The 21920-nt window shown below is 66.0% G+C and carries 25 protein-coding genes; 4 read left to right on the top strand and 21 right to left on the bottom strand.

From position 1 onward, the window contains the following. The first annotated feature begins 149 nt into the window (after positions 1-149). The 3 genes from APH34_RS11390 to APH34_RS11380 all read left to right on the top strand — a co-directional run bounded on the left by APH34_RS11390 (position 150) and on the right by APH34_RS11380 (position 1871). Entirely contained in the window at positions 150-776 is a 627-nt protein-coding gene (locus tag APH34_RS11390) for an integrase (RefSeq protein ID WP_003821129.1), read from the top strand. 12 nt (positions 777-788) lie between these two features. Beyond that, complete coding sequence (locus APH34_RS11385; RefSeq protein WP_012614066.1) at positions 789-1421, top strand: RES family NAD+ phosphorylase; 633 nt, start codon at positions 789-791, stop codon at positions 1419-1421. 84 nt (positions 1422-1505) lie between these two features. Next, positions 1506-1871 (top strand): DUF3742 family protein, encoded by a 366-nt coding sequence (locus APH34_RS11380; RefSeq protein WP_003821127.1) that lies wholly within the window; start codon positions 1506-1508, stop codon positions 1869-1871. Positions 1872-1882: 11 nt separating this feature from the next. Here the strand turns inward: APH34_RS11380 and APH34_RS11375 are convergent, their stop codons facing one another. The 16 genes from APH34_RS11375 to APH34_RS11300 form a co-directional block, all read right to left on the bottom strand. Continuing rightward, positions 1883-3403, bottom strand: coding sequence for a conjugal transfer protein TraG N-terminal domain-containing protein (locus APH34_RS11375; protein WP_003821126.1), 1521 nt, complete (start codon positions 3401-3403; stop codon positions 1883-1885). 15 nt (positions 3404-3418) lie between these two features. Next, positions 3419-3790: a hypothetical protein gene (locus APH34_RS11370; protein WP_003821125.1), complete on the bottom strand. Its 372-nt coding sequence runs from the start codon at positions 3788-3790 to the stop codon at positions 3419-3421. After that, positions 3787-5184, bottom strand: coding sequence for an integrating conjugative element protein (locus APH34_RS11365; protein WP_003821123.1), 1398 nt, complete (start codon positions 5182-5184; stop codon positions 3787-3789). Before APH34_RS11365 ends, APH34_RS11370 begins: the two co-directional genes overlap by 4 nt. Before the next feature lie 9 nt (positions 5185-5193). Next, positions 5194-6141 (bottom strand): TIGR03756 family integrating conjugative element protein, encoded by a 948-nt coding sequence (locus APH34_RS11360; protein WP_012614067.1) that lies wholly within the window; start codon positions 6139-6141, stop codon positions 5194-5196. Continuing rightward, the gene (locus APH34_RS11355) at positions 6138-6584 is read right to left on the bottom strand and encodes a TIGR03757 family integrating conjugative element protein (RefSeq protein ID WP_003821119.1); all 447 of its coding nucleotides are present in this window, start codon (positions 6582-6584) and stop codon (positions 6138-6140) included. The genes APH34_RS11360 and APH34_RS11355 overlap by 4 nt, the downstream gene beginning before the upstream one ends. A 162-nt stretch (positions 6585-6746) precedes the next feature. Further along, positions 6747-7241, bottom strand: coding sequence for a JAB domain-containing protein (locus APH34_RS11350; RefSeq protein WP_003821118.1), 495 nt, complete (start codon positions 7239-7241; stop codon positions 6747-6749). A gap of 182 nt (positions 7242-7423) precedes the next feature. After that, complete coding sequence (locus APH34_RS11345; protein WP_012614069.1) at positions 7424-8209, bottom strand: thioredoxin domain-containing protein; 786 nt, start codon at positions 8207-8209, stop codon at positions 7424-7426. 13 nt (positions 8210-8222) lie between these two features. Continuing rightward, positions 8223-11099 (bottom strand): conjugative transfer ATPase, encoded by a 2877-nt coding sequence (locus APH34_RS11340; RefSeq protein WP_003821116.1) that lies wholly within the window; start codon positions 11097-11099, stop codon positions 8223-8225. Next, positions 11099-11539 carry a TIGR03751 family conjugal transfer lipoprotein gene (locus APH34_RS11335; protein WP_003821115.1) on the bottom strand — a complete coding sequence of 147 codons (441 nt, stop codon included), beginning with the start codon at positions 11537-11539 and terminating at the stop codon, positions 11099-11101. The genes APH34_RS11340 and APH34_RS11335 overlap by 1 nt, the downstream gene beginning before the upstream one ends. Further along, on the bottom strand, positions 11520-12938 hold the full coding sequence (locus tag APH34_RS11330; RefSeq protein ID WP_003821113.1) for a TIGR03752 family integrating conjugative element protein: 1419 nt from the start codon (positions 12936-12938) through the stop codon (positions 11520-11522). Before APH34_RS11330 ends, APH34_RS11335 begins: the two co-directional genes overlap by 20 nt. Then, a complete protein-coding gene (locus tag APH34_RS11325; RefSeq protein ID WP_033962596.1) occupies positions 12928-13845 on the bottom strand; it encodes a TIGR03749 family integrating conjugative element protein in 918 nt (305 codons plus the stop codon). Before APH34_RS11325 ends, APH34_RS11330 begins: the two co-directional genes overlap by 11 nt. Then, entirely contained in the window at positions 13842-14534 is a 693-nt protein-coding gene (locus tag APH34_RS11320; RefSeq protein WP_003821110.1) for a PFL_4703 family integrating conjugative element protein, read from the bottom strand. The genes APH34_RS11325 and APH34_RS11320 overlap by 4 nt, the downstream gene beginning before the upstream one ends. Next, a complete protein-coding gene (locus tag APH34_RS11315; protein ID WP_003821108.1) occupies positions 14531-14941 on the bottom strand; it encodes a TIGR03750 family conjugal transfer protein in 411 nt (136 codons plus the stop codon). Before APH34_RS11315 ends, APH34_RS11320 begins: the two co-directional genes overlap by 4 nt. A gap of 12 nt (positions 14942-14953) precedes the next feature. Continuing rightward, positions 14954-15313: a TIGR03745 family integrating conjugative element membrane protein gene (locus APH34_RS11310; protein ID WP_003821107.1), complete on the bottom strand. Its 360-nt coding sequence runs from the start codon at positions 15311-15313 to the stop codon at positions 14954-14956. Between the two features lie 16 nt (positions 15314-15329). Then, positions 15330-15563 carry a TIGR03758 family integrating conjugative element protein gene (locus APH34_RS11305; protein ID WP_003821106.1) on the bottom strand — a complete coding sequence of 78 codons (234 nt, stop codon included), beginning with the start codon at positions 15561-15563 and terminating at the stop codon, positions 15330-15332. Beyond that, positions 15560-15940 (bottom strand): RAQPRD family integrative conjugative element protein, encoded by a 381-nt coding sequence (locus APH34_RS11300; protein WP_003821105.1) that lies wholly within the window; start codon positions 15938-15940, stop codon positions 15560-15562. The genes APH34_RS11305 and APH34_RS11300 overlap by 4 nt, the downstream gene beginning before the upstream one ends. A gap of 208 nt (positions 15941-16148) precedes the next feature. On the opposite strand from APH34_RS11300, the gene APH34_RS11295 reads away from it, so the two are divergent. After that, complete coding sequence (locus APH34_RS11295; RefSeq protein ID WP_003821104.1) at positions 16149-17078, top strand: hypothetical protein; 930 nt, start codon at positions 16149-16151, stop codon at positions 17076-17078. 46 nt (positions 17079-17124) lie between these two features. Here APH34_RS11295 and APH34_RS11290 read toward each other — a convergent pair whose 3' ends face one another. The 5 genes from APH34_RS11290 to APH34_RS11270 are packed head-to-tail and all read right to left on the bottom strand — an operon-like array spanning position 17125 to position 21913. Further along, positions 17125-17886, bottom strand: coding sequence for a TIGR03747 family integrating conjugative element membrane protein (locus APH34_RS11290; RefSeq protein ID WP_003821103.1), 762 nt, complete (start codon positions 17884-17886; stop codon positions 17125-17127). After that, positions 17883-20075, bottom strand: a complete 2193-nt coding sequence (gene traD, locus APH34_RS11285) for a type IV conjugative transfer system coupling protein TraD (RefSeq protein ID WP_003821101.1) — start codon at positions 20073-20075, stop codon at positions 17883-17885. The genes APH34_RS11290 and traD overlap by 4 nt, the downstream gene beginning before the upstream one ends. A 4-nt stretch (positions 20076-20079) precedes the next feature. Then, entirely contained in the window at positions 20080-20619 is a 540-nt protein-coding gene (locus tag APH34_RS11280) for an integrating conjugative element protein (protein WP_003821097.1), read from the bottom strand. Continuing rightward, positions 20616-21206, bottom strand: coding sequence for a transglycosylase SLT domain-containing protein (locus tag APH34_RS11275; RefSeq protein WP_003821096.1), 591 nt, complete (start codon positions 21204-21206; stop codon positions 20616-20618). Before APH34_RS11275 ends, APH34_RS11280 begins: the two co-directional genes overlap by 4 nt. Beyond that, entirely contained in the window at positions 21188-21913 is a 726-nt protein-coding gene (locus APH34_RS11270) for a TIGR03759 family integrating conjugative element protein (protein WP_003821095.1), read from the bottom strand. The genes APH34_RS11275 and APH34_RS11270 overlap by 19 nt, the downstream gene beginning before the upstream one ends. Positions 21914-21920 lie beyond the last annotated feature (7 nt).

Raw genomic sequence — 21920 nt, 5'->3', positions numbered from 1 at the left:
TGGATTAGACGGCGACCTGGCGCTGGGCCCCGGCCTATGCTGCCGGGGCGCTACACCGCCAGGTAGGCTCCCACCCGGGCGACTAAGTTGACAAATGCGACAAAGGAGACTAGAGTGAATCCTGTCTCAAACCTACCTGGGAGCTGACCATGCCCACTGCGATCGAATTCATTGCCGACCGGCTGCCGCGAGTCACGGTGGAGGATGTGCGACGCTTCGCCGATACCGTCGAAATCCGGGATGCACCGGCGTTCGCGGCTGAGTTGCAGGCGTTCATCCACGAGCGCGTGGAGGCGGTGACGCTGCCCGCCAACCTGGAAGGTGAAACGGTGGCGCAGGCCTTGCAGCGCAAGGCGGCCGCGTTGCGCTCCGACACGCGCTGGACACCGGCTGAAACCGATGTCCAGCGAGGCCGCGCCTTGCTGCTGGAAGCCTTCAACCAGCCGGACAACCTGCCGCCTGCCGAGTTCGCCAAGCTGGCGGACAAGTCGCGCCAGCAAATCTACAAGGACATCCTCGCCCGTCGGCTGCTGGCGCTGAACGTGGGGCCGCGCGGCCAGAAGCTGCCCGACTGGCAGCTCGACCCGGTGAAGCAGCAGTTGACCCAAACCGTGCTCCAGGAGGTCGAGGGCATCGACCACTGGACGATCTACCGCGCGCTGTCCGAACCCCTCGAAGGCCTGGGTGGTCGCTCGCCCGTGGATGCGGTGACGCATGGCACGATCGATGACGTGGCCGAGGCCGTGTTCAACGTGCTGGGCGTCCAGGTGCATTGAAGCGAGACCGCCATGAGCCACGAGCTGCCTTCGTTCCTGATCGATGCCGGTGAACTGCTCCAGCATGTGAGCCGCGTCGTCTATCGGGGCAGCCCGCTGTACTATGGCCGCAGCAGCACGAATCGCTACGATGACCCAGCGGGGGCCTACGGCGTGCTCTACCTGGGGCGCGACCTGCCCACGGCGCTGATGGAGTCGGTGTTTCACAAGCACCAGTGGCTTGCGGACACGCAACGCTCGATCGCGCTGAAAGAAGTCCAAGCCCGGATGGTGCGCGCAGTAGGCGTGATGGACGACGTGTTTCTGGCCGATCTCACGGCGCAGGGCGTCATGGCGGGCTACTTCGGCCTGAACCTGGAGCAGTTGGCCAGCCGCGACTACACGCACACGCAGCGGGTGTCTGCCCAGGTGCATGCGATGCTCGGAGATGATGGCCAGGCGCTGTTCGACGGGGTGCTCTATCCGTCGCGCAACAACTATCCCGCCAAGAGCATCGCCCTGTTCGAGCGTGCGGGAGCGAAGGTTGGCGTCATCGAGGACATCGACCTGGTGGACCATGTGGACTGGCCGCGTTTCGTTGTTACCTACCGCATCGGCGTTGAACCCGACCCCGGCCCGGTGGGGCCGGATGACGAAGCGTCCTGAAGCAGCAAGAAAACACATTGAAGCCGCAAACCGAATGAAGTGGAGCAAACTGGAATAGGCATTCCTCAACAGCAGGAGACGACCATGAACACGACGACCCGCACCAGCACCGCAGAACGCCTCGGCCGCGCCTTTGGCCGCGGATGGCGTGCCTATGCGCGACGCGAACGGCGGGCGTCGAACTGGTTGGTGTCCAAGGGCATGCCGCGAGCTGGCGCTACCGCGCTCGTGTGGGTAGCCAAGCTGGCTGTACTGGGGGTGCTGCTCTACGTTGCGTTTTGGTTTGCACTCGTGATGCTGGGCGTTGCGGCGGCGGGATGGGCTGCTGCTGCAAATACTTCGGATGAGGACGAGTGGCCTTTCACCGACCTCACCGAGCTGCGCAAGACGCCGGGCTACGATCCCAACCTGTACAACGACACGTCGCACGAGTTGTACACCGACGACTGACCGGCCTCGCGCTATTTCAGTTTTCCTCCGGTGAGCGCCCCGGCACCCTTGCCGCCAGCTTGGCCGGCGCTCTTGCTGCCATCGGAAAGTCCCTGGATGACGTGCCCGGCCCGAATCCCAACCCAGGTAAGGCTCGCCAGCCAGAATCCCGGCAGAACCAGGAACATCGTGCCCATGACGAACATCAGGAGCATGTCGCCGAAGGCGTTGTTCAACCCTACCAGCGGGTCAAAGTTGGTGTGCGGCCGGTTCCAGCCAAAGCCCCAGCCATAAAGCGCGTCCAGAATCGTTGAATCGATCCAGCGTGCGAGCTGGAACCAGAAGTCCGTGAAGAACAGCGCGAACTGCACGACGCTGACGGTGACGACCGTCTTCAGGTCGTAGGTGCCCACAACCAGCACGAGCGGGATGCAGATGACCAGCGCCATCTTCAGTAAGGCGAGGATCATGGGCAGGGATTGGCGCACGACATCCATGGCAGGAAACGCGGCAATCGCGCCGACTGCCATCCCCACGTCGCCCGTGGCGCGCGTCACGATGTTCGGCAGGGTCTTGTCGATCTGGCCGCCGTAGTCCGTATAGACGCTGCCCTGGTTCAGTTTCTGCTGCCGCGGTGACGCGATGGCGCGGATCACCGAATCGTCCACCTCGGCCCGGCTGAGGAACCCGGCCCAGCCCGCCAGGCGATTCAGCAGGGTCGGGTCCACTTGCCCCAGCAGCCGCGCGCGCAGGCCGTTGCTGCCGTCTGACCACCACTGCCTGCAGGTCGGGTAGCCGCCACCATTGGCAACCTGCGCGAGGCCTGCATCGCGGGTGTCGTCATAGGGCCATGCCTCGCGCGCCGTGCTGGAGCGGTAGCTGTCGTAGTAGCCACCCGTGTCCGTGAAAAAGCGCGAGCCGATCCAGGTTACGTCGTGCATCTGCTGCTCATCGAGATCCGGGCGCTGCATGAACAATTTGGCCCGCGCAGGCCCATAGCAATCCCGCGAGAAGTCCGCGACCTCCTGAGCCAGTACCGGGTCGTCAATGCGGGTCGCGTCGATCTCCATCCTCATCTGCCGCAGGTCCGTACCGCACGGGATCGCCGCTACCGAGGCGCTCGTGACGGCGCGCGAGAGCGCGTGCATGAAAGCCCACCAGACCGGCACCTTCGCCGACTGGTTGTTGATGGTGCTGAAGGACTGCGACCAGCCGGTTTCCGTGGGCTGCGGCACGCTGACCTGGCACTGCGCCGAGCGCGAGCTGTCGTACTGGATGGTGCTGAGGTCCACGTCGATGAACGGAATGCCCGCGAACATCACCACCACGATCGCGACGAACACCCGGTTCTCGATACGGGCGGCACTCAGAACGCCTTTGTTGCCCTCGTCAGCGCCTTCCGCGCGGGCCTTCAGCCACTCCTGCACGACGATGGCGACGAAAGGCAGCGCGAACACCCCGCTGGACACCAGCACGGCCCAGATACCGTTGTTGACGATCCAGGACACGAGGGTGAGGTAGTACTCCAGATAGTCGGTCGTGAAGAGCGTCATGGCCCCGATCTCCCCTCAAGCGGCCTGCATCAACAGGCTGGCTTCCAGCGCGACGATGGCGACGACGCCGGCGACCTCGGTACGGATCAGCCGGCGCCGCGCCTGCCCATCTGTCCCGCTTTGGTCTTCGCGGGCCAGCACCCGGCGGCGCATCCAGAACCATCCATAGGCCGTTGCCGCGTACACGCACAGCCGCCAGATGAAGAAATACCCTGCGGAGGCCGCCAGCCACCGTTCCCAGCCTGCAACGCTGCCGACCAGGTTGATGCCCGCGACGTTCGCCCCCACTGCGGCGGCAACGATAAGCACCAGCCACAGCAGCGTCTTCGCCGCGCGCCGGCTGAACAACCAGCGCAGCGGCCGCCAGGCCATGCGCGCCGGGCTCATGGCCGACTCCCCGGATTGCCCTTCTGGAGCTGGTCGAGACGGTCCGGCACAGGATCGCCCTCGTAGATGCCGCGCGAACCGGCCGCGCGCGCGCCGTGGCGCTGGATGATCGCCATGGGCGAGTTGTTCGCCAGTTCGCGCCGCAGCTCCAGTTCGGTCTTGAGGTTGCGAATCTCACGGTCGAGCGTGTCGCTCTCGTGGTTCACCGCCTCCACGGCAAGTTCGTTCGCCGCGACGTTGGGCTCCTTCTTGCCCGTGAGCAGCGTGCGCTGCAGCAGCAGCGCTTTCTCCAGCACGGATGCCAGCGCGACCTCGGACGCGAGGCGCTGCGACAGCAGGTGCTGGTCGGGCTCGTCGCGCAGCGCCTCGATCACGCCGCGCGTGATCGGCAGCGACGCACTGCCAGCTTCGCGCAGGTTCTCCGGCGTCGTGTTCTTGGCCTTGGTTACCAGGTCCTGGAGCGCCTGCAGCTTGGCGTCGTACTCCTCCTGGATCAGCGGCGTGAGCCCGACGCCCGGCGTCGTCTCGGTCTTGGTGCAGGCATCGCACGTGCGCTGCTCCTTCTCGCCGAGCACGCGCGTGGCCCACTCGACGGCAGCCTGCGGCGAGGTCCAGGTCTGGCACGAGAGACTGCTGCAACTGGCCGGCGCAATGGACGAGGTGTCGGTCACGCCGCGGCCGTTGACCAGGTTGTAGCCAGCGCGGGTGACATCGCCGACGACCTTGATCGCGGGCTGGCCGGAGCCGCCCGCGTTGCTGCCCCCGACCCACGGCACGCCGTCATTGCCGCGGCGCGTCTCGGCCTGCTCGATGGCCGAGACCGCATCCGTGCTCGACACGGCATCGCGCAGCGCCAGCCCTTCGGCCATCTGGCTCCAGCCGAGTTGGCCGCCCGCCGTTTCGGCCATCTTCTCGGCCATGGCACGGCACGTCAGCTTGCTGCGGTCGAAATCCAGCCGCGCCTGCAGCACGCCATTGGTGAGCAGGTTGTACAGACCGGGATCGGCCCGCTGGATGATCAGTGCGGGCAACGATGCCACCGCACTGGTGGCACTCTGGATCACCGACGACATGATTTGCTGGAAGCCGTTGGTAATGCCGTTAAGTTGGTTCTTCAACGTGGTCTGGATGCTCATGTCGCCGCAGATCAAGTTGCTGTTCCAACCCACGCCGACACCGATGGAGCGCATGCCGGCTGCACGTCCCATCGACACGGCGTTGCCGCCACCGATCGAGTACATGACGTCATCGCCGATGACGCTGCCGCTGGTCTGGTATCCCAGTTGACCCCAGGCCACGCCGCTGCCCAGCGCGAGCGCGCCGGCCAGTGCCAGGACGATCTCCGTGCGACGTACCCGGCGGGAGAACGGATTGAATGCAGGACGGAACTTCATGGCACCCCCTCAGAGGAAATCGACGCTGCCCAGGAACACCTGGCCCCGGCGCTCGCAGCAGGCATACGGCCGCCACAGCGCCCATGCGTAGTCGCCTTGCTGGGCCTGGGTAAGGAAGCCGCTGCGCGGGAAGACCGTGCAGGACGAGGACAGGACGGGCGTGAGTTCTTGCCACTTGCCGGTCGAGGCATCGCCCTCCATCAGCGCGCCGGCCGGCCAGTAGCCGTCACGGGAGTTGGCAAGCAACGGCTGATAGACGTGGATCTGCCCGCGGCGCGTGACCACATCGCCCGCACGCTGGGCCACCACTGCGCCGGCCTTGAAGTCGTCGGTCTGGTGCAGGAAGCCGCCACGGGGATACACGTTGCCCCAGAGATTCATCGTGGTACGGGCACCGACTTCGCGCCGGCCCGGAATCAGCGCTTCCGGGTAGGCCATCTCGGGCACGTTGTAGCGCCAGGCCAGCGTATCCAGGGTGCTGAGCAAGTACGGCATAAACGCCGTGCCCGCGCCCTCACAGAAGTAGCCTGACGAAGAGACGAACTGGTTGAACACCTCTGCGCCGGGGTGACCGATGACATCCGCGTTCTTGAATTTGGCGAGGCTGTTTTCGTGATCCTCGTTCGTCGTTCCGTCGCCGCCAGCTTGGGCGGACGGGTTGGGCGTGCTCATTGCCTGGACTTCGACCCAGGGGTTTTCTCCGGTATTCGAGTACGACGACACCACTGCATCGGGGATGTAGTGGCGCACCTTGATCGACGTGCGCACGGTGCAGCCCGTCCATGTGCAGTAGAGCCAGTAGCAGATGCCGACGACGCGGTATTCGAGGCAATCGGGCGATGCCACCGAGCCGATGATGGTCGCTGTATTGAGGGCGTAGCTGCCCGTGGCGCTGAGCAGCAGCAACGAAGCCACGCCAGCGCGCAGGCGGCGCATCAGGTCGAATGGTCGGGTCACGGCTGGGTCCTCCGGTGCTGCTCGATGCGCGCGACAGCGCGAGCCACATCCGGCTCGCCATAGACCACATAGCGCCTGTCCACCACCACGGCCGGGAGGCTGGTGATGCCGAGGCTCCATGCGTCGGTAACGCCTTGGTATGCGGAAGCGATGCGTCGCTGCAGATCGGCACCGCCGCCATTCAGCCGGCGCTTGACGATGGCCGTCGCCTGTTCGGGGTCGGTGGGCAGTCCCGCGGAAAGCTCCGCTTCAATCCTGTGGGCTTCGTCCAGCTCGATCAGCCGCTCGCCGCCCATGGTCTTGACCGGGTGGCGGCTGTCGGTGACGACCACCACGTCGGCGGCGAAGGTGGCCGGGCTGAAAACGGCCAGGGCTGCCGGCAGCGCCACGGCCCGGCCGAGGGTTCGCCAGCCCGGCGCGAACCTGGAAAGGGATGCTGTCATGTCGCGTGCCCTTGAAGTTGATCAGAGCAGTAGTCAAACGCGAAGCCGACGCGGCCCCAACAAACAATGCGCATCGCGCACTGCCCGCATACCTGCTTGTCTCGCGCCCATGAAAAAGCGGAGGCCGAAGCCTCCGCGTGGATCAGGGAGCCGATGCCGTCGCTACAGCAGGCCGGATTCCGCGAACGAGTACGGCGTGCCCTGGCCGACGATGAGGTGATCCAGCACCCTCACGTCGATCAGCGACAACGCGGCCCTCAGCGTTTGGGTCAACGCACGGTCCGCGCTCGACGGCTCCGTGCAGCCCGAAGGGTGTTGGTGAGAAAAAATGACCGCTGCCGCATTCAGTTCCAAGGCACGCTGCACGATCGGACGCGCATGCACCGAGGTCGAATGGATCGTGCCTCTGAACATCGGCTCGTAGGCCAGCACCTCGTGCATGCTGTTGAGGAACACGATGGCGAAGACTTCATTGGGCTCGGCGGCCAGTTTCAGGCGCAGGTAGTCCTTGACGGCGGCAGGCCTCTCCAGGGATGGCCCCTTCTTGAAGACCCGCTGCTCCAGCAGCGCGATGGCTTGCCGGATGATCCAGTCATCGGATTGGGACATGGGGGCAAAACGTGGCTCCACGCAGGAGTCGTTGGCGACGAGAGACATGGCGGACCTCCAGAAAGTGAGCGGAGGGCGCCACCCTGGGAGGGCAAGCCCTCCTGGGGATGGAAACAGCGGAACAAGGTGCATCCATCACCGCGCGGCGGTGATTGTTCGCGGCCAGGATGCGAAAGCGAACGGGTAGCGGTCAGCGCGGCGAGCCGCGCCGTAGCCTTCAAGACCGAGGGCTACCTGGGCATGTCGCCGACAACGTCGGCAGGCATTTCGGATGTGGGGGTGGCGGGCGAACCCGGCGCGTCGCTGGCCATTTCCCCGGCCGCCAGCAGGTCCATGGCCGAGAGCAAGGCATCGCCCTCGATCGGCCCCTGCAACAGGATGGCCTGGCCCGTCTGGCGATCGAGCAGTCGCAGCGACGGCGTGGCGGTCACGCCGCTCTTGGTGGCTTCCGCGGCCTGCGCGCGGATGGCCACGTTGGGGCGCTCGCTAGCCATGCACTGTTCGATGGCTGACGTTGTTTCGGGGTAACGCAAGCCATCGGGCAAGCCCTGGCCGTCGCTGCGCGTGTGGGCATAGACCCATTCGACCGCCTGCCAGAACGCCGCATGCCCGCCCGCTTCGGCGGCGCACTCGGCCAGACGTGCCTCGGCCGACGCGGCAGGCTCGTGCGCGGCCAGCGGCTGGTGATGCCATTGCAGCGCCACGTCGGTGTTGTTGCCGACCCAGCGCTTGAGCTGCGGGAAATACTCCCGGCAGAACGGGCATTCCAGGTCGGCATAGAGCGTCAGCGTGAAACGGCCTTCCGGGTTGCCCATCTGCCAGGGTGGCCCAGCGACCTGCGCCGTGCTGACCGGCGCGCGCGACGGCGCTGAGGATTCGCCGGGCGTCCGGGACACCAGCCAGATCAGCAGCAGCGCGACCAGCGCAGCAGCCAATACCCAGGGCCAGCGAGGCCGCCAGCGGCGACGGCGGAACGCCTGGACCTGCATCGGAATGGAAGGACGTTTCTGTTCCATGGCGTTCTCCGGTTTACGACAGTTCCAGGGCCGGCGACTCGATGCCGCGGGCCTGGTCGATCTTCTCGGCCACCTTGAAAGCCGCTTCCAGTTCGGTGCAGCCGTACTGCTGCATGAGCTGGTAGCGTTCGGCCTTCTCCTCGGGTTCTGTCTGCGCGAGGGCGAGGTACAGGGACGGCGGCACGGCGCGGAACAGCACTTCCATGCTCTTGGAGAGGATGACGCCTTCGGTGAATTTCCCCGCTTCCTTGCGCGCCGAAAGCATCAGCGCCTTCTGCGCGGGCGAGAGTTCGCGGAACCGCGCGATCTTCTCAACTTCATCGGGCGGCATGCTGAGACAGATCCACCACTCGATCATGTTGAGCATGGGCTCCGCGGCGCGCGGCAGGTCGTCGATGTTCTGCGTCGCGAGCCAGAACCAGGCCCCCAATTTCCTCCACATCTTTGTAATTTTCACGACGTAGGGCGCGAGCAGCGGGTTCTTCGTGATGATGTGGCCTTCGTCGGTGACGTTGATGATCGGGCGTCCCAGGTATTGGTCGCGCTCGGCGATGTTGTTCACCGTGCTGATCAGGCTGATGTAAGCGATGGAGAGCTGCGCGTTGTAGCCCTCGCGGGCGTATGTCGCGAGGTCAACCAAGGTGATGTCGGCTTCGGGCCACGGCGTGCCGTCGCGGTCGAACATTTCGCCGTCCGTGCCTTGACAGAACATGTCCATCGCATCCGCCATCTCCAGCAGCCGCACGCGGCGCATTTCGGGCAGCGTCGGGTCCTGGCCGCGGGCGCGCAACGCGTTGCGCACGTCGCGCGTAAGCACCGTGCGTTTGTCGGCCACGCAGTGCTCGGCGGCGTCGAGGATGCACTGACGGATCAGCGAGCGGTCAGCCCGCGTCATCCGGGCTTCCTCCTTGTCCTCTCCGCCCGTGATCATCAGCCGCGCCGTGATCTCCAGTTCGCCGAGCACGTCGCGCTGCTCGTCCGCCTCCATGGCCGAGGCATCTGGTGGCGGGTCTTCATCCAGCGCGTCGGCGTCGAGCGTCTGCACGTCGCTGGGCGTCTCGATCAGCCGACGCGCGTCTGCGAATGGCGCGAGGCTGATGCCCGAACCTGGGGCCAGCTTGACCCGGTTTACCGTCAGCCCGAGCATGCGTGCGAAGTCGCTGAACAGGCCGAAGCTGTTGCCAGCCTCCACGATGAACAGCCGCGGTCGGTAGATGGCCGTGACCTGATTCAAGAGGTTGTTGAGCGTGGCGCTCTTGCCGGAGCCGGTGGGGCCGAACAGGAACAGATGGGCGTTCATCTGCCGATCCAGGCGGCTGAGCGGGTCGAAGGTGATCGGCCCGCCACCGCGGTTGAACATCGTGATGCCCGGGTGCCCCGTACCTTGAGCGCGGCCCCACACCGGCGACAGGTTCGCCGCGTGCTGAGCGAACATCAGTTGGGTGTACCACTTGCGCCGATCCTGGCCGGGGTTGTAGCAGCATGGCAGCCACCGCAAGTAGCTGTTGAGCGGCGCCACCTCGTCGTCCTCGCGCACCGGCTGCAAGCCAGCATTGAGCATCACGTTCGCCAGGTCCAGGCCGCGCCGGTCCAGTTCCGCTTCGTCGCGTCCGCGCAGGTAGAATGCCAGCGTCCCCCGGTAGAGCTTGTGTGCGCTGCCGATGAGGGAGCGGGCTTCCTGCACGTCCTTCAACGTCTGCTCCGACGCCAGCGTCTCGCCCACGGCCTTCTTCGCCAGGTGGTTGAGATCCGCTTCCAGGACATCCTGCGGCGTGGCGACCATCGTGAGACACAGCAAGGTGTCTTCCGGCATCTGGTCGAACAGCGTGTTGATGGCATCCCCTTTGCGGGTCTCGCCGGTCAGGTGTCCGGTGCCGGGCGGCATGCGCAGCCGGTCGGTGATCAGCACGCGGTGCGGCATGCCGTCGAAATACCAGGTGCCGTGCTCCACGTCGGAGCGTGGCTGGCCGAAGAACAGCCGCTGGCTGAAATCCCGCCCGCTCGCCAGCTCGATTTCGCCGGCCTCGCTTTCTTCGGTGCTGTCGGGGTAGCGCGCCAGCGCGTAGAAGCGCTCCCGGTCCTCTGCACTCGGTCCAAGCATCGCCGGGCGCGGATTGAACCACCGCAGCAGCCAGTCGTGGACGTCGGCTGCGACCATGCGCCGTGCCTGGATGCCGGCGTTCGCCAGGCCGCCGCACAGGCGGTCGCAGACGATGTTCAGCATCTGCTCGGGCGTCTGGCCGCGGCGGCTTGCCTGCCCAGTTGCACGGCGATAGATCACCATGCGCACCCGCCGCGTCTGGCCGCGCCAGCGCAGCCGCGTGACCACCGTGTCCTCGAACAGGCCGCCCGGCTTGGCGACCGCGCGCAGGTGGTGGCCGAAGAAGCGCAAGTAGAACTCGGTGAAAGCGGTGCCGCGGGCACGCGGCTGCACGTAGTCGCGCAGGGTCTGCATGTACTGGTCGAAGCTGGGCTCGTCCTGGGCATAGAGCTGGAGTACCCAGGGGTTTTCGTCCAGCTCATCGAACGAGTCCTGGAGCGCGTTCTCCAAGGCATCGCGGGCATGCGCGAGCCAGCCGGGCTCCCGCCCCTCGGTGCCCAGCGGCACCAGCTCGTAGAAGGCAGCGACCGACTGCCCATCCTCCAGCAGCATGGACTTCGACTGCGGCAAGAACTCCACCCAAGGCAGCAGTTCCGCGAACGACGGCGCGACGTCGTACAGCGCCTGCTCGTCGGCTACCGTCGCCGGCCTGCGGCCCTGGACCGCTGCGCCGGGTTCAGGGACGCCGGCCTGGCGCAAGGCCTCGACGTGGCGCTGCCAGCCGTCCGGCTTCTCTTCGTCGCCGGTGCCGGATGCGGCCAGCTTCGGCCAGGGAAGTTCCCAGCGCATCAATAGTCCTCCAGCCGTTCACCGGGCATGGCGTACTGCACGCGCTGGTACAGGGGGAAGACCGTCGTGTAGCCCGGAACCGGCACGGGGTCCGTGCCCGCCAGGTGCGGGTACACATACATGACGAGATCGGGGTTGGGCAGGCGCTGGAACTGGCGATAAACCTCGTTGCGCGCCGTGCGCGTGTAGCGCATCTGCTCGACGGGCGCAGCCTGCACATCGGCGTCGGTCAGCGGCCGGCGCAGGCTCTGGCGCGCGTCGAGCAACTGCCGGCGCGCGACCTGGCCGGTGCCACTGCCGCCGCCACCCGTTTCCTGCTGCCAGATGTCCATCATGGTGCGGTCGCTATGGGTCAGCAGTTCTTCCTTGCTGGTGGCGCAACCGCTGAGCACGGCGACGGCCGCGGCCAGCGCGAGGCCCTTAATCGAGTTCGAGCGCATGGCTTTCTCCTGCACGGTGATCGACGCGCCGGCCTTCGGGGTCGTGATCGATGGCCAGCGGCTTTTCGAGGTGGACGGCGACCTTGGCGCCTGGCTGCACATAGACGGCGGCGAAAGCCTGTCCGTAGAGCTTGTTGACCCAGGTCGACATGTCCCGGACGCCGCCCGCGAGGATCTGGCCGACTGCTTCCTTGCCGCTGATGCCCACGGTGCCGATGGCGCCGTCCGAGCCGACGTAGGACATGCGGCCGCTGTCGCTCTCGATGAGCGAGGCCACGCCGGCTCCGGCCGCGGTGATCAGAGCTTGCGACCCGAGGTACTGCTGGGCGTTGCTGCGCCGTTCGCCGCTGACGCACGGGATGCCGTGCGGGTCGCTGATCCAGCCCAGGCCGTCGCGCTGCTGGTTGTTCTGCTGGTTGCCTTCGCGGTCTTCGGGAATCGTGCGGATCGTGCCGTCGTTGAAGACGAAGGTGATGCTGCGAACCTGGCCGCGCACGCACGAGAGCGTCCAGTCGCCCGATGCGGTTCCGGAGAACACCGCGCCGGCCACGTCGGGAATGTCGATGCCGTTGGCAGTCAGATTGTCCGGCCCGACCAGCACCTTGAAGGGGTACGGATCGTTCACCGTCCCGTCGATCGGCACGCGCCCAATCAGCGCCGTCATCGCCACGGAGCCCATCAGTGTCGAGTTGGTCGGCACGGTATAGACCGGCTTGGCGCTCTTGACGCCTGCCGCACCTGCGCCGGCGTTCGCCACGGTTTCCGCGGTGGTTTCCAGTGTGCTTTGTGCCGGGCCGAAGCTCGTCGGGAAGCTCATGCCGCTGCCTGCGCCACGACTGCCATTGCGGCCCTCGGCCTTCTTCGCGTCGTCCGGTTCGACCCAGCGCATGCCGCCTTCCATGCCGGCCTCGTCGCCGCCGCGCAGCCCCAGGCCCACCGGCAGATCAGCGTGACCGCCGCCGCGCCCGCCAATGCTGTCCAGGCGCCGCTGCAGGTCGGCGAGCAGCCCCTCGGTCTGCTGGCGCGCGCTGGCCGCCTGTTCCTGGTCGCGGCGCAGGTTGGAGCGCTCGGATTCGAGGGCCGAATTGATGCGCTGATCAATGGAGTTCTCCCGCTGGCGCAGCCGCTGGTTTTCCTCGCGCTGCGACTTGTTGTCGGTCAGCGCGGTCTGAAGCTCGGTGCGCAACTGTTTCACCTGGGCGACGAGCGTTGCCACGGTATCGCGCGGGGTATCGCCTTCGATGCCCAACGCCTTCATTTCCTCGGGCGTGAGCTTGGAGCCAGCATCCGCGGCGGGCGGTGCCGACGTGCTTCCACCGGAGAACAGCCGGATGGCAACGAACAGCACCAGCAAGGCGACCGGGATCATCAGCCACTTGAGCAAGCCGTTACTGCGCATGGCGGGCCTCCTTGCCATCGTCGGCTTCAGCTTCCCGCTGCGGCAGATGCACGGCCGGGTCGAAGCGGTGGATCGCCGGCAGCAGCGATTGCGCGAGGCCGTGCCCGCGCGTCACCAGGTACAGGACGGTCGTGTCCTCGGGCGTCCCGCGCGGTCCGAGCGCTTCGTGCTGGAAGGTGGCGGTGAGGAAATCGCCTTGCAGCACGCGCGGGTCGAGCGTGACCCAGCCGCTGCTGCTGTTGGTCAGGCGCACGGCCGTGACCCACTGGTCTTCCAGACGCCACGACGCGAGCGCGACCGCGCGCACCGGCAGCGTCGGCATCAGCGTGCCGAGGTCGAGGTCACGGCGCAGGTTCACCCGCATGACGCCAGGCAGCGACTCCACAGTGCGCAGCGGCGCGTAGAGGTTCTGCGCGGCGAAGCGCGTCAGGACGACCGGAACCGGGGTTTCGCGCCGGGTCGCCCGCGTACCTGCTTGGTCCTGGGCGCGTGCCGGGGCCTCATCGGCACCGCCTGGCTGATCGCCGTAGCGCGCAGGGGTGCTGCTGCCCTCGACGATGCGCACCGGCTCCAGCTCGGCTTCGCCGTCTTTGGGCGGCTCGGCCGCAATGTCGAGCAGGATCAGCGCGCCCGTGTCGGCGTCCTGCAATTGCAGCCGCGTGGGCTCGATCGGCTCGCTGGCGCGCAGGTACACCGCGCCACCTGCGCTCTGCACGCGCAGGCGTTCGCCCACGCCTGCGGGCACGCCCACGCGGACGTTCCGGTCGATGAACACGATGCGCTCCTGGCCGACCTTCAGCGGCACCGCCAGCGGCATGCGTTCCCACCGCAGAATCTCCACCGCCTGGGCGACGGGTGCCGCGGCCACGGCCAGCAGCCCCAGCAGCACGAGTACAGGATGCTTCATGGGGTGTTTCCTCCTTGGGGCGCTTGCGGAGACAGGCCGCCAGGTGCCGGGCGAGTCGGCTCCGGTGCGCTGATGCGCTGGGGCGCGCCGTCGTAGCAGTCCAGCGCCAGGCCGAAGGGGTTGCGGGCGGGATCGACGTCCACCCGCGTGACCTTCACCGGGTAGCGCACGAGCGCGCGCTTGACCTGCTCGGCGCCGTAGTACTCGTCGGCGGTGATGTCGAGCGTCACCACCCAGTCGCGGTCGGAGACCACGCGCACGCGCGCCGTAGGGTCGTCGCCGTAGCCGCGGCCGGGGATCTCATAAATCCCGCGCACGCGCTGGCGCAGCTCGCCCGTGGAACGGCGGTAGTCGTAGTCCGCGCGCAGGAAGGCCTGGCAGGACGGGGTAAGGTACGGCGAGAGCGTGTGGAGGTTGCGCGGATAGTCCTCTTCGCCGTTCGTCGGCCAGCGGTTGAGGGTCTGGAACACGTAGAACGTGAACGCATAGACCGATTCGGGCGGCACTTCCCACCACTTGCGGGTACTGCCCGAGCGCAGGTCGGGCGGGACGTGGATGGTCAGGTCGCGCGGCGCGCTCCACCAGCCACCGCCCATGACCAGGGCGACGATGACCAGCGCACCAGCACCCAGGCGAAGCGTCTTGATGTGCGCCTGCAGGTGGGTGATCTCGTTCTTGAAGCGGCTCATCGTGCCCCCCTTGCAACGGACCTTCGGGTGGACCAGAAGCCGGAGCGCGAGATCAGCACGTGGCCGCCTACCCATCCCGCCATCAGTGGATGGCGCGTGGCGATGCGCCATTGCAGTTGCCGGTACAGCCAGGTGTCGGGGCGCCCGCGCTTGAGCCGGCGCAGGATGCCGCCGCCGATGAAGACGCCCAGGGCCACGCCCAGGACGACGAACGTCGGCGCGATGGCGATCGTGCGGAACACCCAGGACAGCGGCGCGCCGACCAGCAGGCCGGCGGCGCCGGACAGGCCGCAGCAGATCCACAGTTCGTCGGCGGTGAGGCCGCGCACGACAACAGGGTGGCGGTTGAGCCGATGCGGAAGGAACGTGACCGTCCCGTCCGCACGGACGTGCTGCTGCTCGGACATACCGGCCTCGCCTTACAGGATGCCGGTGGCTTCGGTGAGCAGCCAGATGCCGATCACGAGCAGCACGGCACCGATCGCGACGGTGAGGCCAAACTGGCCCCAGGTCTTGCGGCCGGTGTGGATTTCCGCGTAGGTGCCGTAGGCGTGGTAGCAGACGCCGATGAACATCGACGCCACGACCAGGAGGGCTACGAGCATGATGATGTCGTAGCCGTAGTTCCTGATCGTTTCCATGATGCCGTTGCCGGTGCCGCGGGTCGGGTTTTCCAACTGCGGCAAGCCTTGCGCGAACGACAGCGCGGGCAGCGCGGCGGAGCCCAGTGCCACAGCGGCGCGCTGGGCAAGGCGGGAATGGAGGATGCGGTTTTGCATGGTCGTGCCTTTCAGGTCAGGAGAGGAGGAAGAAGCTCAGGACGAGGTACATCGCGACGAAGCGGATGCAGACGCCGAGGAACTGGCGCTGGTTGAGGCGGCTCTCGGACCACCCCACGTAGGCCGTTCGGATGGCCCAGACGCCCCAGACGAGGAGCACCGCGAACACGGCGCCGACCAGGACGGTCGCCATCGCCGAAGGCGCGATGCCGCTGTTGGCTTGAAATGCCGAGACCTGGGCGCCGTTCATGGCTTGGCTTCCGTAGTCGTCGGCGATGGCGAAGCGGACCGCTCGGTGCGGTAGTCGCTGGCCAGTTCGGAGGGGTCGCGCGGCTGGGCACGCGACGGTGTGAGATGGGCCTGGATGCCGGCGCGCACGCGCGCCAAGTCAGCCAGCAACCGCGGGTAATCGAAGTGGTAGCGCTCGCCCGGCTGGATGGGGGCACGCGCGGCGCTGTCGGCGACGGTGCGCTCCAGCGCGTCGAGTTGGCGCAGCGCGGCGACCAGCTCCTGGCGCTGTGCGGGGGACTCGGCCAACGCCATCGGGGACTGACCCAGCAGCAGGGCCGTCACGAGAAAAATGGGCACGCCGCGATGCGCGGCGCGCTGCCAGATCGGAGCCAACATCGCGCCATTCCTGTGTGATCAGAATAGTGCGATGGTGGAGTTCAGGGTGACTGCAGGCAGCAAACAATAGGAAACTGCGCTGATCGGTTTGATTGGCAGCGTGCGTCCAGTTCGCTCAGGGAGTGGTCGTCAGGCCAGAATTCAAGAAGGGAATTTCCACCGGCCGCGTGGCAAAATATCAACGCTCTTACAAAGATCCAGGATAAAAATGCAAGGACTGACCTTTAGAACTGATCAAGATTTTGAGGAAATTTGCTGCTACCTCATGAGGGACTGGGTCGCGCGGAATATGAGGTATGACGTGCAATTCAGAAGATACGGCGGAAATGGGCAAAGGCAGCATGGCATTGACATTTTTCCTGCCGTTGGCGGCTACTCAGTGTTTGGGCAGGCAAAATTTGTTAATCAACTAAACTCTACAGACGTTACGGCTGAGTTGAGTAAGACCGATTCCTTCCCTGAGCCGATTGGTTGTTATGTGATTTTCACAACGGCAAATCGCCATACCAGCATAAATCATCATCAGTTCCATGGCACTCAACACAAAAGGCTGGATGGATCGATTTTTCCGGTTCACGTGGTCTATTGGGGTGAAATTTCTGATATTAGTTTTATCCCACAAGATGTCTGTAAGAGAATTTTCCCATCAGCATTTCAAGTTGCCAGGAGCGCATTAACGCCTCAGCAGATGGCGGATTCCATAGCCACACTTCAAAATATTGTTCCTTCATATTTCAGGTCTGACTTTCTCGACTGGCTCGAAACATGGGACTTTTCATGTGGTTACATTCCATCTGTGCATTATGACGCCGTGGACAATCTTTACATTGAGTTGGATCGGGTAGGATGGGGAATGAAGGGTGTCAATGATTTTTTATATGCCCAAGGTCGCATTGACTTATCTCGTGCGCTTCCGGCTGGCGATGCCTTCTTTTATGCTCTCACTGAATTTCGAGATTCAATATATAACTACATAGCTTTTGTACGCGGACAGGATGGGCAGGGCTACGTTACATTGCAAGGAATGGATGGGCGCGGCGCAACAGATTTCCCAAAGATTACAGAGCAGTGGAGCATGAGGGCGCGCCATTTGGCCAATATGTATCGCGAGAAAATCCTTGGTCAGCAAATTCAATAAATAAGAAATACTGAATGAGTTGCCTAATGATCTGGTTTCTCTGTCATCACAAGTATTTTTTGAAGCTGCCCGCAGTCAGGCTCACGGCCAGTCCCAGCAAGGCTGCGCTGGGCAGCAGGATCAGCAGTGGATGCACAGAGATCGGCAAGGCCAGGTACGTGACCCACGGCAGCACGGCCAGCGGCATCAGGCTCGCCTTCGCGCGGTGGTAGATGAAGCCGGATTCCCGGCCTGCGCCGAACCGGCGCACGTCCCGCCGCACAAGACCGTCGATCAGGCCGACGAACGCCGCGGTGCAGATCAGCGGCAACGTGAGCACCAGAACCAGCAGGCGCACCAGAAACGTGAGGGTGGTGAAGGCCGCGGCAATCAGGTAGTTCTCGGTCCAGACATAGACCTGGCTGATGTAGTAGCGAAAGTTGCGCCCCCCGTCCTGGATCCTCCCGTGGCTCGGCGCGCGGGCGCGCTCGGCGGTCTGGCTCATGCGCTCCAGCAGCCCGGAGCGAACGAATACCCATTCGTAGCCGGTATCCACCAGTTCGTGCGCGGTGCGCCCCGGCTCCTGCACGACGACGCTGCGCGTGAAGTGGCTGGACAGGTGCCCCAGTTCGTACTGCAACATCTGCTGCGAGTGCCGCCAGCCCTGGTCCTTCCAGAACAGGTGCATGCCGACGCACTCCACGACGATCGAGAACAGCAGCGAGCCGATCAGCACCCCGAGCAGCCGGAACGGCAAGGTGATGGTGCCGACGATCAGGCCCTGGCGCTGGTTCTGCTCCCGTTGTGCAGTCGAGGCGGCGTCCTTCATGGCGAGGCCTTGTTGCCGGTGTCCTCGTCGGTGGCAATGGCCACCGCGGGAGGTTCGGCCGCAGCGGCGTCATCCAGCAGGTCGTCGGGCAGGCCCGTGTCCTGCAAGGCGGGGGAACTGGTGAACTCCCACCACTGCGTCGCTTCGCTGTAGCTCTGGCGCATGTACCCGGCCAGTTGCTGCAAGTCTGCCGGCATCACTTCGTCCGGGTCCGGCGCCGGCAGCGGCATGCGCACTTTCCAAAGCTGGCCGCCCTGCAGCAACGCGAAGCACTGGCCTTTCGGCAGGCCGACGACGTGCGACGGCTCGATCATCGGCACGCTGGACATGCTGATGCGGTCCTGAGTGTTCGACGTGAAATCCGTCGCCCCGCGAATGTCCGAGCTGTCGGTCGCGCCGCTGACGATGGTGGTCGTATAGACCTCGACCTTCGGCAATTGCCGGGTCAGCAGTTCGGCGGTCGCGGTCTCGCGCACGCGCAGCATGAACAGGTTGTTGAAATTCCCGATCACCTGGCCTGCCTTCGCGCGGTTGCCGATGCGGGCCTCGATGTCCGACAGGGTCTGCGTGTACGCAGTGACTTGCAGGCCGGCACCGCCGCCCTTGTTGATCAGCGGGATGAACTCGTCGCCCATCAATTCGTTGAACTCGTCGGCATGGACGTTGATCGGCACGCGCGCACCGGCCGATGCGCCCGGCAGGCCATCGTCGATCCCATGCTTGTAGATATGCCCGGCGACCGACACGAGATCGCTGAACATCGAGTTGCCGACCGCGGTGGCGACCTCGGCGTCGGAGAGCGCATCCAGGCCCACATAGACGATGGCCCTCTTACGGATGATCTGCATCCAGTCGAAGATCGGGCGCGGGTCGGCCAGGTCGGAGTAGTTCGGGGCCAGGAGCTGCGCGATCTTGCCGCTAGTGAGCTTCTCCAGCAGCGGCAGCAGCGATGCGACGATCTTGTCGAAGTACGTCTTGTCGTAGCGAACCGCCGAGCGCAGGCCATCCAGCACCGGGTCGTAGTTGCGCGCCTGCGAGAGGTACTGCTCCAGCGCCACCACGCGCTTCTCGCGCCCGATCATGTTGCGCGGGATGTTCTTCTCGTTGAGCTTGGCCTCGATCTGGACGATCACCTCCCAGGCCCTGGGCTCGGTCTTGGCGAAGTAATGCTGGGCGTACTCGATGAACAGCGCGTCGATGTTGATGACGTGCCGTTGGATCAGCATGTAGTCGGGCCGCTGTCCCAGCTCCACCAGGGCGCGGGCAATGATGTTGACGAACCGCCACGCAAACTCTCGGAAGGCGGCCGAGTTGCCTTCACCGGAAAGCTGCCCCGCAACGCGGGTGGCGACTTCCGATATACGCCCGAATCGCCCCACGGCGTTGTAGCGCGCGGAGATGTCCGGCCATCCCAGGTGGAAGACGTAGAACTCGCCTTCGCGGCCGGCGCGCTTAGCCTCGACGTACATCCGCTTCAGGAGATCGGCATCGCCCTTGGGGTCAATGACGATCACCACCTCGTGCTCGCCCGCGGCGTTCACGCGCCGGATGTCCTGGGTCACGAATAGTTCGGCCAGCCGGGTCTTGCCGACGCGCGTCGTGCCCAGCACCAGCGAGTGGCCGACGCGCTCGCCCAGCGGCAGGCTGACGTCCATCTCCTCGGGTTCGATGCCGTGCAGGCGCGGCAGGCCGCCCACAGGCGGCAACGGCCGCACCGGGTTGAAAGGTACGTCCCAGCCGGTGAGTTTCGACAGCCGGGACAGCGGGAACGGCGCGTACTCCAGCCGTTCTTCCAGCCGTCGCGCCAGCCGGTAGGCTGGTGTGGGCTCGACGTAGCGGCGGAACTCCGGCCGGTACGTTTGCATGAGCCTATGGGTGTGCTTCTGCTCCCACAGGAACCCGCGCCCCACGAACAGCCGCTGCTGGCTGACCGGCACGTCCTTGCTGGTCATCACGTAGCGCGGCAGGCGGCGGATGTTGCGCCGGTAGCGCAGGATGACGCGGGCATCGCGGTAGCGGATGGCACCGTAGGCGCCGAACGCCAGCGCGCTGCCGACGCCCATGGACGGGCTCAGCGCGAGCGACCATGGGGCCACCAGGGACAGAAACGCGGCGCCCGCGCATGCGGCAACGGTGTATAGCTCCACCGCTGGGCGAAGCAGTACCTCGACCGGCTGTTTCCCCGACATGGCTTCATTGCTCGATGCCGGTGGCTGTGATCAGCACCGGGTAGTGCCGCAGGCCCAGGCGCTCGGCCAGGTCGTCGCCGGACATGGGCGCGAGGGGTACGCCGGGCACCAGGGTGCGCAGCCGCGCCAGGCCCTGCACGGTCTCGACGTTGACCACCAGACCGACCGCGCCGCGCTCGCGCAGCGCGGCTGCCTGGCTGCGCAGCCAGGCCCGAGATGCCTCGTCGTCGCCGACGACAACGAAAGGCCGCAGACCCGGAGCCTCGATGACACGCCGCGGGACGGTGCCGGGGGTGAGCTTGGCGCTGCGCACCGGCAGCATCGCGGCCTCGTCCGCCGGCGTGGCGGGAACCTGGGGCGTCGGGATCGGCGGCCGGGCCGGTGCGTTGGTGCGCGGCTGGAGGTTCAGGGCTTCGTAGTACGGCAGCGCCGACGCGCCGCCGCGGTCTTCGACCACGATCAGCGGCTCGCCGGCAAGCGAGGCCAGCGGCAGACCCGCCAGCAGTACGAGCAGGCCACGCAAGGCCAGATGGGATGTCGTCATGGGGATGTCTCCTTGCGTGCGGCGAGAACCGCGGCGGTTGGGCGTGCGCCCTGCACCCGGGCGAGGTGGCGCGACACGCTGCGCCGGTAGCGGGCGGCGGGCTCGCCACCCGCGGGGCGGTGGTAGCGGCCCATCGCCAGCAACCAGTCCTCGCCGGGGGCGTGTTGCTCGCGCAGGATCTCGGCAGCGATGGCGAGATTCCGGTACGGGTCGAGCAGGTCGCAGGCGCTGGCGTAGCGCTGCTGGTGGTAGCCGAGGTTGATCTGGCCCAGGCCCGCGTCGATGCGCGTGTGCGGCGTGGAGCGCATCGCCTGCTGCAAACCCGCGCAGGCATCGGCGCGGGTCGCATAGCGGCGTGATTGGCCGGCGACGTTGAGGGACCACGGCCACGGGACGATGCGTCCGTTACGGCGGATGCCACTCTCCTGCAAGGCCACGGCGTAGAGCACCGTCGAGGGGATGCCTGCGCGCTGCGCGGCGAGCTGGTAGGCCGGTGGCGGAACCTCCTGGGCTTGGGCGACGCAGGCGCATAGGCCAGCGGCGAGCACCAGTGTGCGCAGGGGGGCGGCTATGGCTGGCGCTGCCATTGGCCGTTCACCTCGCGCACGACCGCCGGCAGGTCGCCGGGTACCCCCAAGGTCAACCAGCGGCCGCCGTCGTGGTTGAGCGTGATGCTGCCGCTGCGCACGCGCGCCGGATCGACGTTCGCGCGCTTGGCCCAATCGCGGATGCGCGCGTCGTCCTGGCGGCTGCCGACCATGTACAGGTCGAATTCGGCGCCCGAGGATTGCAGGCGCTGCACGAGCTGGCCGCAGGCCACGCAGTTATCTTTCACGAACACTGCCGTGCGGCCGGAGCCGCGCGTGGCCCCGGCGACCGGCTTGTCGTCCGGCAGGTTCACCCGCTGCATCCCGGGGTTCAGGCGCTGCCAGGCCTCGTCATAGGCCCGCTGATAAGCGAGCAGTTTCTCCACGCGGCGCGCTTCGACCTGCACCTGCAGCTCGGCGTAGCGTCGCCGTTCCTCTTCGGTACGCGCCTCGATGCCCAGGGCCGACAGCGGGTCCAGGTTGGGCGAATAGATGCCCAGTGGACCGTCCATCAGTTCGCGATAGCGCGCCCACTCCTGAGGTTGAAGGCCCCAGTCGCTCGCCACCCGGTCGTCCAGAATGCGGGCGACCAGCGGGCGTTCCTGACTCTGCGCATTGCGGGCGGGAGCCGTGGCGGATTGCTGCGCCCACGCGGGCAACTGGGTGGACGCCAGCAGAAGCGCGGAAAGGATGATCGACGGCTTCATGTGGTGT

This window comes from Pseudomonas sp. NBRC 111131 (assembly GCF_001320525.1).
GTDB classification, from domain to species: Bacteria; Pseudomonadota; Gammaproteobacteria; order Pseudomonadales; family Pseudomonadaceae; genus Aquipseudomonas; species Aquipseudomonas ceruminis.
Note: the sequence above shows the minus strand (reverse complement) of the source record. Positions and strands in the feature narration are given on the sequence as shown.